Origin of the sequence: Marinobacterium alkalitolerans (assembly GCF_017776525.1) — a bacterium.
GTDB classification, from domain to species: Bacteria; Pseudomonadota; Gammaproteobacteria; order Pseudomonadales; family Balneatricaceae; genus Marinobacterium; species Marinobacterium alkalitolerans.
In genome coordinates this window covers 41,392-53,561 of sequence record NZ_JACVEW010000010.1, presented here as the reverse complement: position 1 = coordinate 53,561, position 12,170 = coordinate 41,392, and the positions used below count along the sequence as shown (strand labels likewise).

At 56.6% G+C, this 12,170-nt stretch carries 15 protein-coding genes; 3 read left to right on the top strand and 12 right to left on the bottom strand.

Annotation, left to right across the window (positions count from 1 at the left end; translation table 11 throughout):
• Positions 1-19 precede the first annotated feature (19 nt).
• From murB to H9C73_RS07925, 8 genes are all read right to left on the bottom strand, one after another.
• A complete protein-coding gene (gene murB / locus H9C73_RS07960) occupies positions 20-1,045 on the bottom strand; it encodes a UDP-N-acetylmuramate dehydrogenase (protein ID WP_236014160.1) in 1,026 nt (341 codons plus the stop codon).
• Positions 1,042-1,548 carry a low molecular weight protein-tyrosine-phosphatase gene (locus tag H9C73_RS07955; RefSeq protein ID WP_209287282.1) on the bottom strand — a complete coding sequence of 169 codons (507 nt, stop codon included), beginning with the start codon at positions 1,546-1,548 and terminating at the stop codon, positions 1,042-1,044. The genes murB and H9C73_RS07955 overlap by 4 nt, the downstream gene beginning before the upstream one ends.
• Positions 1,545-2,312 carry a 3-deoxy-manno-octulosonate cytidylyltransferase gene (kdsB, locus tag H9C73_RS07950; RefSeq protein ID WP_209287281.1) on the bottom strand — a complete coding sequence of 256 codons (768 nt, stop codon included), beginning with the start codon at positions 2,310-2,312 and terminating at the stop codon, positions 1,545-1,547. The genes H9C73_RS07955 and kdsB overlap by 4 nt, the downstream gene beginning before the upstream one ends.
• Entirely contained in the window at positions 2,309-2,506 is a 198-nt protein-coding gene (locus H9C73_RS07945) for a Trm112 family protein (RefSeq protein WP_209287280.1), read from the bottom strand. The genes kdsB and H9C73_RS07945 overlap by 4 nt, the downstream gene beginning before the upstream one ends.
• Positions 2,487-3,479 (bottom strand): tetraacyldisaccharide 4'-kinase, encoded by a 993-nt coding sequence (lpxK, locus tag H9C73_RS07940; protein WP_328797953.1) that lies wholly within the window; start codon positions 3,477-3,479, stop codon positions 2,487-2,489. Before lpxK ends, H9C73_RS07945 begins: the two co-directional genes overlap by 20 nt.
• A 44-nt stretch (positions 3,480-3,523) precedes the next feature.
• On the bottom strand, positions 3,524-3,946 hold the full coding sequence (locus H9C73_RS07935; protein WP_209287278.1) for an ExbD/TolR family protein: 423 nt from the start codon (positions 3,944-3,946) through the stop codon (positions 3,524-3,526).
• 14 nt (positions 3,947-3,960) lie between these two features.
• On the bottom strand, positions 3,961-4,581 hold the full coding sequence (locus H9C73_RS07930; RefSeq protein ID WP_209287277.1) for a MotA/TolQ/ExbB proton channel family protein: 621 nt from the start codon (positions 4,579-4,581) through the stop codon (positions 3,961-3,963).
• A gap of 62 nt (positions 4,582-4,643) precedes the next feature.
• Positions 4,644-6,875: a DNA internalization-related competence protein ComEC/Rec2 gene (locus H9C73_RS07925; protein WP_209287276.1), complete on the bottom strand. Its 2,232-nt coding sequence runs from the start codon at positions 6,873-6,875 to the stop codon at positions 4,644-4,646.
• 80 nt (positions 6,876-6,955) lie between these two features.
• On the opposite strand from H9C73_RS07925, the gene H9C73_RS07920 reads away from it, so the two are divergent.
• Complete coding sequence (locus H9C73_RS07920) at positions 6,956-7,486, top strand: DUF2062 domain-containing protein (protein ID WP_209287275.1); 531 nt, start codon at positions 6,956-6,958, stop codon at positions 7,484-7,486.
• 4 nt (positions 7,487-7,490) lie between these two features.
• On the opposite strand, the gene H9C73_RS07915 is transcribed toward H9C73_RS07920, so the two are convergent.
• Together H9C73_RS07915 and H9C73_RS07910 are read right to left on the bottom strand one after the other, a co-directional pair.
• A complete protein-coding gene (locus tag H9C73_RS07915) occupies positions 7,491-8,171 on the bottom strand; it encodes an ABC transporter ATP-binding protein (RefSeq protein WP_209287274.1) in 681 nt (226 codons plus the stop codon).
• Positions 8,164-9,414, bottom strand: a complete 1,251-nt coding sequence (locus H9C73_RS07910; RefSeq protein WP_209287273.1) for a lipoprotein-releasing ABC transporter permease subunit — start codon at positions 9,412-9,414, stop codon at positions 8,164-8,166. The genes H9C73_RS07915 and H9C73_RS07910 overlap by 8 nt, the downstream gene beginning before the upstream one ends.
• 103 nt (positions 9,415-9,517) lie before the next feature.
• On the opposite strand from H9C73_RS07910, the gene H9C73_RS16355 reads away from it, so the two are divergent.
• Together H9C73_RS16355 and H9C73_RS07900 are read left to right on the top strand one after the other, a co-directional pair.
• Positions 9,518-10,093, top strand: coding sequence for a PilZ domain-containing protein (locus tag H9C73_RS16355; RefSeq protein WP_209287272.1), 576 nt, complete (start codon positions 9,518-9,520; stop codon positions 10,091-10,093).
• Positions 10,086-10,397, top strand: a complete 312-nt coding sequence (locus H9C73_RS07900; RefSeq protein ID WP_209287271.1) for a hypothetical protein — start codon at positions 10,086-10,088, stop codon at positions 10,395-10,397. Before H9C73_RS16355 ends, H9C73_RS07900 begins: the two co-directional genes overlap by 8 nt.
• Before the next feature lie 31 nt (positions 10,398-10,428).
• Here H9C73_RS07900 and sthA read toward each other — a convergent pair whose 3' ends face one another.
• Entirely contained in the window at positions 10,429-11,829 is a 1,401-nt protein-coding gene (gene sthA / locus H9C73_RS07895) for a Si-specific NAD(P)(+) transhydrogenase (protein WP_209287270.1), read from the bottom strand.
• A 93-nt stretch (positions 11,830-11,922) separates the two neighbouring features.
• Complete coding sequence (gene nqrM, locus H9C73_RS07890) at positions 11,923-12,165, bottom strand: (Na+)-NQR maturation NqrM (RefSeq protein ID WP_209287269.1); 243 nt, start codon at positions 12,163-12,165, stop codon at positions 11,923-11,925.
• Positions 12,166-12,170 lie beyond the last annotated feature (5 nt).

Sequence of the window (12,170 nt, the reverse complement as noted above, 5' to 3'; positions counted from 1 at the left end):
TATCTGAACGAGGAGTGCTTCAGGGATAGAATCGCGGCTCTGGCTCTAACTCAACCTGGAACTTTTCCTTCACACAGGCCTGAATCTTGCCTGCATATGCCAGAATATCGTCACGGCACGCATGTCCCCAATTGACCAATACCAGCGCCTGTCTGGGGTAGGTTCCCACATCCCCGACGCGATCGCCTTTGAGACCACAGCGGTCAATCAGCCAACCCGCCGCCAACTTCCACTGACGCCCTGCCGGAAAGGCCACAAGCTCGGGGTAGCTGGACTTGAGCTGTTCGTAATGTGCCTGACTGACAATCGGGTTTTGAAAAAAACTGCCGGCATTCCCGATCTCGGACGGGTCCGGCAGCTTGCTGCGCCGAATACGGCAGATCGCATCAAATACACCCATCGGAGTCGGCGCCTCATTTGTTCCCAGCGCTTCCCTGACACCCCCATAATCAAGACGCAACTCGGGAGTGCGGCTCAATAGAAACTCAACAGCGGTGATGATGTAGCGGCCGGCAGGCTCCTGCTTGAACAGACTGTCTCGATACCCGAAACGGCACTCATCCCGCGCCAGCCAACGAACAGCCCCTTCAACGGTGTCAAACACTTCAACCTGATGCAGACGCTCCCCTACTTCCACGCCATAAGCACCAATATTCTGTACGGGTGCCGCCCCAACGGTTCCGGGAATCAACGCAAGGTTTTCAAGGCCCGACAAGCCGGCCTCAAGCGTCCGACGAACGGTTTCGTGCCAGTTTTCACCGGCACCTACCCTCAGCCAGACATGCCCCCCCTCTTCACGGATGACCTGCCAGCCCGGGATGGCAATGTGGAGTACGAGTCCGGGAACCTGCCGCCCCAACACCAGGTTGCTGCCACCTCCCAGTACCAGCACCGGCTGTTTCGCCTGTTCGGCCCAGGCCAGCAGTGGCGACAGTTGATCCACTGCTGTCACATGCGCAAAGTATTCCGCTTCGGATTCAAGCCCAAGGGTGTTCATCCCCTTGAGACTGACACCCGTCTGGACAGCTGCCGGTTTCGAGATCAAGCCTGTCGCTCCTGCTCCAGATACCGGATCAATCCTTCACTTGCTGACTCGACCAGATCCAGAACTTCTTCAAACCCGGCTTCACCCGAAGTGTAATACGGGTCGGGGACTTCCTTGACGCGGGCAGTTTGTGCGAAAGCCAAAAACAACCCGAGATGACCGGCATAATGACCGGGACAACGCACCCTCAGGTCACGCAAATTGGCTTCATCCATCGCCAGAATGAAGTCGTAGTGATTGAAGTCCTCATCCTGAACCGCACGTGCCCTCAAGTGCTCAAGGGAGTAGCCTCGGCGCAGCGCCGCCGCACGTGTGCGCGGGTCAGGCGCCTTGCCGACATGGTAGGCTGCCGTACCGGCGGAATCGATCTCGTAATGCCCATCCAGGCCCCGCTGCTCAAGCATGCGCTCGAACACGCCATGTGCAGTCGGTGAACGGCATATATTCCCGAGGCATACGAACAGGATGCGGGTAGGCTTGGAGTTTACATCTGTGTGTCTCATTGCTCAGCCATCAACCTTGCGATACGGGCCAGATCTTCTGGGGTGTCGACGCCCGCCGGCGGCGTTTCATCAGCCGCGGCAACGTGAATACCGACACCGTTCCAGAGCGCACGCAGCTGCTCCAGGCACTCGGTTTGCTCCAGCGGAGCAGGATCCCAGCGCACAAAGTCATTGAGCATTTTGACCCTGTACGCATACAGCCCGATGTGCCGTTGCCAGTCAAAGCCTGTCGGCATGGTGGACTGCCCATCTGCCTGCATGAAAGCGTCTCTGGGCCAGGGAATCGGTGCGCGGCTGAAGTACATGGCCATTCCCCGGTAATCAGATACCACCTTGACCACGTTGGGGTTCAGCAGGGCTTCTACCGTTTCAATCGGTTCAGACAGGGTCGCAATGCCGGCGTCCGGCAGCGCCATCAGGTTATGCGCCACCTGATTGATGATCCTGGGCGGCACCATGGGCTCGTCGCCCTGTACGTTGACGACGATATCGTCATTATAAAACCCGAGCGTCTTTACCACCTCCTGCAGTCGATCCGTGCCTGAAGGGTGGTCAGGAGACGTCATACATACTTCAGCCCCGAACCCTCTCGCTGCATCGGCAATCCGCTGATCATCCGTTGCGATCACCACGCGGGTGGCCTCACTCTCGCACGCTCTTTCGTATACATGCTGTACCATCGGCTTGCCATTCAGGTCGGCCAACGGCTTGCCGGGAAAGCGGCTGGAAGCATACCGCGCCGGAATGATGACGCTGAAGCTCATGACGATTTGTGCTCCTTCAGCCGCTCATCTGCTGACAGCTGTCGCGCTTCAGACTCCAGCATCACCGGAATGTCATCTCTGATCGGGTAAGCCAAACCGCTGGCACGGCAGATCAGTTCATTGGTTTCCTTGTTCCATTCCAGTGGTGCCTTGGAAACCGGGCAAACCAGAATATCAAGTAACTTTGGATCCATTGTGATTGTCCATCATTTGCGCCGAGCATTCGGCTAATTGGTTCAGAAACGTATCTATAAACGCCGGATCAAGCCTGGCTTCTACCGGGAGCACCCAGGTATCTTCGGGCGCGCTGTCCTGACATTTCACGGCATCCTTTTCGGTCATGATCACTGGCAACGGATCGTCAAACGTCAGCTGCTCTGGCGTATAACCGGCATGATCGGGAAACGGGTGCTCTACAGGATCAAAGCCCAGGGCTCTTAGCGTATCAAAAAATCGTGCGGGATGGCCGATTCCGGCGACAGCATGCACTTGCCTGGAACCCTGCCACTCCCCGGCCGCCACTCGCGCATCGCCCTGCAGCTTCCAAAGCACTCCGGGCTCCAGTTGCATTAAGACCGGCGTACGCTTCAAGTCAGGCAGCCCTTCAGGACTGGCGGCACCATTGATCACCACCCAGTCCACACAGGCAAGGCGCTCGGGAGGCTCACGCAAGGGGCCTTCAGGTAAACAGCGCCCATTCCCCAGTCCGCGCGCACCGTCAATCACCGCAAGTTCGATATCCCGTGGCAAAGCATAATGCTGAAGGCCGTCGTCGCTGATCAGTACATCGCAGGGATGTGCTGCCAGCAGCGCCTTGGCCGCACTGACACGATCAGGATCGATATAGAGAGGCACCCCGGTGCGCCTGACGATCAGACAGGGCTCATCTCCCCCCTGCTCTGCAGGTGTGTCGGCCCTAACGGCAAAAGGGTAGGCATCAGCCCGCGCACCATAGCCACGACTGATCACGCCCGGTGTGTATCCGGCTTCACGCAGATGCTCTATCAGCGCGATCACCAAAGGCGTTTTGCCGGTGCCGCCCACGCTGATGTTGCCCACAATGACAACCGGAACGGGGATATCGCGGCTTATCACACGGTAGCGCCGCAACTTCTGCCGGCGCCGATTGACCAGAGCGGTAAACAATGAAGAGAGCGGGCGCAGCACAAGCAACCACCGCGCCCGAGAGTACCAGGCCCTTTCCAGTGAGCTCACGGGGTTTCAGCCTGCTGTGTCGTAATGCTCAAGGCTGAAAAACCGAGCTCACCGGCCACATCCATCACACGTACGACCTCCTGATGCTCGGCCTTGGCGTCTGCAGTGATGATAAAGGGAATGTCCCGGGTATCACCCACCACTTTGAGAATCCCGCGCTTGAGCGTAAGTGGCTCAGTGTTTACCAGTGGCGCATCATTAATCGAGTACTGTCCATCAGCACCGATCAGCACTTCAATCACCTCCGGCTCATCCTGAGGAGCATTGGTCTGAGCCGCTTCCGGCAAGCTGATGCTGAGGTGGGACTCACGGGTAAAGGTGGTCGTGATCATAAAGAAAATCAGCAGCAGAAAGACCACATCGATCAAAGGGGTCATGTTGATACTGATATCTTCACGTCGCTGGCGCTGAAATTTCACAAACTGCTCCCGTATCAGCGAATATCGACTTCGCGGTCACCGTGAATGGCTTCGACAAGCTTGATCGACTCCTGCTCCATGGTCAGGACAAGCGTGTCGATACGGCGCTGGAAGTACCGGTGCATCACCAGTGCCGGGATGGCGACCGACAAGCCTGCTGCCGTCGTAATGAGTGCTTCCGAGATACCACCTGCGAGAATGCCGGCATTGCCTGTACCCTGCGCCATGATTTCCATAAACACCTTGATCATGCCGATCACTGTGCCCAAAAGGCCCAGCAAGGGCGTAATCGCAGCCACCGTCCCGAGCGGGTTAAGGAATCGCTCAAGGTCGTGAATGACATGAGAAGCCTCTTCCTGAATGCTTTCCTTCATGATGTCACGCCCATGACGGGAGTTGTTGAGTCCTGCCACGATGATCCGGCCCAGCGGACTGCTGTTGCGAATCGATTTGAGTCGCTCCGATGTCATGGTGCCACTTTTGGTCAGTTCCCAGACTTCCGCCAGCAGGCCCGCCGGCGTGACCAGCTGAGGCCGGAGCACGAGAAGACGATTGGCACAGATGGCCATGGCCAGAATGGAACACGCCAGGATAGGCAGCATCAACCAGCCACCCGCAAAAAGAATCTCAAACACCTGCAATCACCTCCTGTTGATGCGGCTAACTTTAGCACAGCCCCCATGGCAGGAATAGCGCGTTAACCGGCTGTCCAGTAACGCTTTTTCGATACCCTGAGCTGCTGAAGAGAACAGTCATCGGCAGTGGCCGAAAGCTTGATGGCACCGGCCCGAGCGGTGTTAGACCATGCCACCCCCTGCCCCTCAATGCGTTCAATTACGGCCTGATGCGGGTGACCAAACCGGTTGGCATAACCGGCACTGACCAGGACATATTGTGGCTGAACATGCTTAAGCAGTGCAGCCGTTGTTGAGTCCCGGCTGCCATGATGACCGGCCACCAGCCAGGTATGAGGCTCTATCCGCCCGGCAGAAAGGAGCCGGTACTCGCCGCTGAACCCCAGATCGCCAGTCACCAGCAGGCTGCAAACCCCATTACTGACGCTCATCACGCAGGAGCGCTCATTGGAGGGCCTCTGGGGATCCCGATCCTCATTGGCAGTCATCATCGTGAAGTTGACCCCACTGCGGCGCCATCCAACCCCGCCACAGTGCTCGCTGTCTGCACGCTGTTCAGGCTCTCCCGCCAACAACTGGTCAATGACCACCGCCTGTTTCAGCGTGCTGTAGCCCCCACTGTGGTCCAGGTCGTCATGACTCAGCACCAGCGTATCCAGCCGATCAATATTGCGCGCTTTCATATAAGGCAGCACAGCATAGGGCACCGCCGAGCCACCTCCCCGATAACCGGGCCCTGTATCGAACAGCAGCGTTTCACTTGAGGTTTCGACGAATATGGCCTGCCCCTGCCCTACATCGAACAACCAAACGTTGTACTCGCCATCATCCGGCCTTTTCGGAAGCGCCCAGATCAGCGGCAGGAAAGCAGCCATACAGAGTAATCGGTATAGCCATCCAAGCGGCAGCAAAACCGGGATCACCAGCAATACAGCAGGAATCAGCAGATTCCACTCCGGCTTGATAACCGGCACCACCAGGCCGGGTACACTTGCGGCCCAGGAAAGGGCCTGCCAGAACACTGTGATTGCGACCTCAAGCAGGCGAAGCGGTAATTCCCACATCAGCGCAAGCGGCAACCACAGGGGCAGGCACCAGATGGCTGCCGATACCAGCGGTACTGCAATAAGATTGACCGGAATAGCCAGAGGATTGAACTGCTGAAAATAGAGCACCATTAAAGGCAGCATACCAACAAACAGTGCCAACTGGACCCGTACCCAGCCCGCCGGAATACGCGACCAGTTGAGACTGCGGCCCTGATGACCCGCGGTGGCGGTAATGATCAAGGCAACCGCAGCAAAGGATAACCAGGTGCCGGCCTCCAAAATGGCCAAAGGCTGCAAGGTCAACACCAAAGTCAGTGCCATGCGCCAGCGCTGCCAGGCGGTTAACTCCAGCAGGCGCCAACTGCCCAACAGGAAGATTATCAGCATGAGCCAGGCCCGCTGCACCGGCAGCCCCCAACCGGCAAGCCATGCATAACCGGTTGCAAGCCCGAACGCCAGGATCAGCGGCGCATAGCGCAAGGCACTTCGCACCTTGATAAAACGTCCTGCAAAAGCAGCGACGCCCTGCCCCAGCAGCCAGCCAAGACCGCCACAGACTGCAATATGCAAACCGCTCACGACCATGAGGTGGGCCGTACCCGTCACACGCAGGCCTTGCCACTGCTCATCGCTGAAGTGATGTCGAACACCCAAGACTACGGCGGCAAGCGTGGCCGCTGCGCCCGGCTCAAATTCTGCCTGAAGCCGGTCATGCAGCCATTGACGCCAGCTTGAACCCTCGGACTGGATGCTGATCAGCTCACGCACATAGCCACGTGCATCAACCCCCTGTGTCAAATAACGCCTTTCAATATCAAAGGCATCCGGGTTCAGCAGTCCCCGGGGGCTTCTCAAGCGTGCAACAAGCTCAACCCGGTCGCCGGACCCCAGCGTGAATTCGGGATCGTAGTAGCTCAGTTTCACGCGTCTGAGACGTTGGGCAGCAGGCAAGGCTGAATCAATCCGCTCAAGATCCAGCAGCAAAACGAGACGACCCGACCGCTGCTCGGGAATATCAGCCACTGTCCCTGTCAGCGTGACATCAAGCTGGGCAAGATCCAGACGGTGATAAAGCTGCCATGTACCAAACAAAGATGCGACCAGCAGTCCAGGCAGCAAAAATGCCATATGCCGCCTGAGCCAAGGCAGCAGCAAACCTGTACAGGCGGCCAGCATGAACCAGAGCACCCAGTACAGGTCGGGTAAAAATGCCGGGATGCTGATCCCGGCCAAATAAGCGATCATCCTTGATCCTTACGGTTGGCTTAACTACATTCAGGCGGCATAATGACGCCACCTTTTGATACTGATTTCAGTCACTTCCGATGCCGCGCAAGCTGATCCGCAAATACATGCCTGACGAGCGTGCCCTTCGCAGTCATCGCCACTTGAGCTGGCTGGGGCGGCATCTGCACGATCCCAACCTCTGGTATCTGACCCGCAAATCCGTCGCGCGTGCATTTCTGGTCGGCATCATGTGTGCCTTTATGCCCATTCCCGGGCAGATGATTGTGGCTGCTGTGCTTGCGGTCTGGCTCTCCAGCAACTTGCCCATTTCCGTCGGGCTTGTCTGGATTACCAACCCCTTGACCATACCCCCTATTTTTTACGCCTGCTACCGAATCGGGCTTTGGGTATTGGGAATGGAAAGCTCACTGGGACATGTGGACGAGTGGTCACTGGACACCATACAAGCGGAAATATCGGCAATCTGGTGGCCCCTGATCACCGGAAGCATTATCTGTGCCGTCATCTTCGGCACGCTGGGATACCTTACCATCAGCCGCTTCTGGATCTGGCACGTGAACAGAAGCTGGCGTAAACGCGTTGAGCTGCGGCTGAAGCGCAAAAAGTAGCGAATCAGACTTCGCGCAACACCCCGTCCACCAGCTCAAGCGTATGGTCCATTTCACGGGCCAGCGAGAGGTCGTGCGTGACGACAATAAATGCGGTTTTCAAGCGCGCATTCAGGCTGTCCATGCAACCTTGTACATCGGCAGCCGTATGTCGATCAAGATTGCCGGTAGGCTCATCCATCAACACACAGGCAGGCTCGTTTACCAGCGCACGCGCTATTGCGACCCGCTGACGCTCTCCCCCACTCAGCTTTGAAGGCTTATGGCTCAAACGGTGTGACAGACCCACATCATTCAGCAGGGCTTCAGCACGCGCCGCCGCCTGTCGAGGCTCTACACCCGCCAGTAATTGCGGCATGGCCACGTTTTCCAGCGCACTGAATTCATGCAGCAGGTGGTGGAACTGATACACGAACCCCAGCGTCTGGTTACGCAGACGGCAGCGCTTGCCCTCGCTGATACCGTACAGCGACTGCCCTGAGACCAGGACTTCCCCTGCATCAGGCCGGTCAAGACCGCCCAGAATATTCAGCAGAGTGCTTTTGCCACTGCCGGAGCTGCCCAGTATGGCAAGCCGCTCACCCGCCTGCACCTCAATATCCACACCCTTGAGAATATCGACACTCTGGCCACCTTCTCGAAACGCTTTGGTTAACGCGCGTGCATGCAATACGGCATCACTCATAACGCAAGGCCTCCGCAGGTTGGGTGCGTGACGCCCTCCAGGCGGGATAAAGCGTCGCAACGAAACTGATGACAAAAGCAGCAGCGGTGATCATGGCCACATCTGACCAGACCAGTTCAGATGGCAAGTAGCTGATGAAATATACATCAGCCGACAAGAACTGTATTCCAAGCGCCCGCTCAACCCAGGCCACCAGATCCGTTACCGTCAGCGCAAGCGTGATACCCAGCGCAACCCCCAGGCCCGTTCCGATAAGACCGATCAGAATACCCTGAACCATAAAGACCCTCAGGATCGCCCCCGGTGTCGCCCCCATGGTTCTCAGAATGGCGATATCAGATTGCTTGTCAGTCACCACCATGACCAGCGTAGAAACAATATTGAAGGCCGCGACAAACACAATCAGCAGAAGCAGCAGCGCAATCATGCGCTTTTCCATCTGAATTGCCTGGAACAGGTTGCCATGGGTGCGCGTCCAGTCACTCACATACAGCGAGCTGGACTGGGCAGCGGCCACTTCGCGTGCCAAACGGGGCGCATCGAAGAGATCTGCAAACTTGAGCCTCAATCCATCGACACTCCCCGGTGTCATTCGCTTGATGCGCGCAGCATCGTCGATGTGTATATATGCCAGATTCGCATCCAGCTCGGCGCCCACCGAGAAAATTCCGCTGACCTCAAAGCGCTTCAGCCGTGGCACGACACCTGCAACACTAATCGAGGCTTCCGGCAGTACCAGTGTTACCTTGTCACCCACACTGACGCCCAGAAAACGCGCCAGCAGCTCGCCGAGAACAATACGGTATTCTCCGGCCTGCAGGTCTGACAGCTGCCCGATATCCATGTGACGTTCCAGAATCGACACTTCAGGTTCAAATACCGGGTCGATCCCGTTGACCAGACCACCCTGAACGCGGCCCCGGCTGGTCAACATGCCCTGAGCCTGTATGTAAGGGGCAGCACCCTGCACTCCCCGACCATCCAGCACGCCCTTGCGCAATTCACGCCAGTCGGACAGCCCCTGATCGCCATAGCCGCTCAAAGTCGCATGAGGGACCATACCCAGGATCCGCTGTCGAAGCTCGCGATCGAAGCCATTCATGACGGACAGGACGAGAATAAGCGCCGCCACGCCCAGCATGAGGCCCAGAATCGACACCAGTGAAATAAATGAAATGAAATGATTGCCACGTTTGGCCGCGGTATACCGAAGCCCGACAAAAAGCGATAGAGGTCTGAACATGGAGCAGGATTAAACCACAGTTGGGGCCATAGCTCTAACAGAATTGCACCTTTGTTGCGTATACTGTTCGCAGTGCTTCCAAACAGAGACGAGGAGTTCATCCGTGACCGAAAGACGGCAGTATTACCGTATCGATCATCCGGTGGTCATCGAATATCAAAGCGTGGCTGAATCACAGGTCAAACAATCCCCAAGACCTGATCAGTTTGCCGTTTCGCCCTATTTCCTGCTCCAGTCTCAACTGCGTGACATTGAGGCTGAAGCCAGTCACTACCTCCACAGACTCGGAGAAGACCAGCCGGCCATTGAAGCCTGCTTCAATATGCTGAATCGCAAGATTGAACTGATTGCCAGCACGCTGGCTGCCGACAGCTTTAATCTCGAGCAGGGACAGTCCCAGTTTATCAACTTGAGTGAGGGTGGACTGAATTTTACCTGCCCCGATGCACTGGAGCCTGAACAGCTGCTGGCCTTGAAGCTTGTCTTCACTGAAACGCGCCTGGGCATGCTGCTGTACGCCCGTGTCAGACGCTGCCAGGCCCTGCCCGATGCAGCAGGATATGAGATCGGCGCTGAATTCCTGGATATGCCGGAGAGCTGCAGAACACAGCTTGCCAGATTGATACTCGATGCACAGGCACGCAAAAGACAACAGGCACTGGATCTCACCAATGAGTAACAAGCCTCTCGATACCCCTTTTCCCCGCCTCTATCTGTTTGCAACCGGCATCGGTTTTGCCGGCTTGGTTGCATGGTTTTTCCTTGGGCGCGAACTGGGCGTGCTGGACTGGGCCGTGACACTGGTACCCGATTCACATGCAGGCGCGGGCCTGATGCTGGGGATCATGCTGATGATGCTACCGGGGTTTCTTCTCTGGAAGCTCTATAACCGCTGGATTGAGCGCACACTGCGCGTAAGAGGCAAATTCATCGAAGATGACGTGTACCTTCCCAAAGAACCGAAACAAAAAAAGCCGGACTGAAGTCCGGCTTTTTTATTCAACCTGTAATCTGTTACAGGTTTGCGATACGGTTAAGGCCCGAAATCGCTGCCACTCGGTAGGCTTCCGCCATGGTCGGATAGTTGAAGGTCGTATTGATGAAATACTTGAGCGTATTGGCCTCACCTTCCTGACGCATGATCGCCTGACCGATATGAATGATCTCGGAAGCCTGGTCACCAAAGCAGTGAATACCCAGAATCTGCAGGGTTTCACGGTGGAACAGAATCTTCAGCATGCCCACCGGCTCACCGGAAATCTGTGCACGCGCCGTATCCTTGAAGAAGGCCTGACCGACTTCATAGGGCACACATTCCGAGGTCAACTCTTCTTCGGTCTTACCAATCGAGCTGATTTCCGGAATGGTGTAAATGCCGGTCGGCACATCGTTGATATAACGGAAATCATCCGCCTTGAGCATGTCCGCGGAGGCAGAACGCCCCTGGTCCAGTGCAGCGGAAGCAAGACTTGGCCAGCCGATGACATCACCCACGGCGTAAACACCTTCCGCCTGGGTACGGTAATGCTCATCTACCTGCAGCTGACCGCGACTGTTCACATCCAGACCAATGTTCTCCAGCCCCAGTGACTGGGTATTGCCGGAGCGGCCGTTACACCAGAGGAAGGCATCGGCTCGGAGCTTCTTGCCTGACTTCAGACAGATGGTAACCCCGTGGTCATCACCGGTTACCGACTCATATTCTTCGTTGTGACGGATCTTCACGGCATTGTTGCGCAGGTGGTAACTCAGCGCATCGGAGATTTCGTCATCCAGGAAGGACAGCAGTCGGTCACGCATGTCGATCAGGTCTACCTTGACCCCGAGACCACTGAAGATGGAGGCATATTCGCAGCCGATAACACCCGCACCGAAAATCACGAGTGTACGCGGCGTGTGGCTGAGCTTCAGAATGGTATCCGAGTTGTAGATACGCGGGTGATTGAAATCGATATCCGGCGGGCACCAGGGGCTTGAGCCGGTCGCAATCACGAAGTTTTTCGCTCTGAGCGTCTCACGGCCCGACTTGGCACCGACGACCACGACCTCACCCTGCTGAGTAAACTGGGCACGGCCAAAGAAGACATCAACGCGATTGCGCGCATAAAAATTGGTGCGCAGCATCACCTGGTTGGAGATCACCTTTTCAGCGCGCTTGAGTACCTTGGGAAAGGAGAACCAGCGCGGTTCACCGATATCACGGAACATCGGGTTGGTGTTGAATTCGATGATCTGTTTGACGGAATGACGCAATGCCTTGGAGGGGATAGTACCCTTGTGAGTACAGTTGCCCCCCACAGTGTCCTGCTCCTCGACGATGGCGACGCGACGCCCCTGCTTGGCTGCGTTGATGGCCGCCCCCTCACCTGCAGGACCGGAACCAATTACTACCACGTCATAGTCATAAACCGCCATTCAATTTCCCCTTAGTCGTTCACCATCACTACCGGGCTTACACTATCCAAAATCGGCGAGCCCAATGGTGTCCGTTACGACACGCTATTGATATTAACCTTTAGATTTAACCTCGTATGCCAACTCGGCAGCAGATCCACTACCCTCGGCACTACGCTGCTGTTCTTCATCACACTTGCTGGGATTGCCGCCACAAATATCGCACACGGTATCCATGCCAAGCGCGCTCATGCCACCGCACGAGCCCTTGATCGGCTTGCGGCCCAGCAGCACGCCCACCGACATGGCCAGGATAATCAGTACCAGTGCGGCAAAGGTCAGGATCATGGTATCCATAGCCC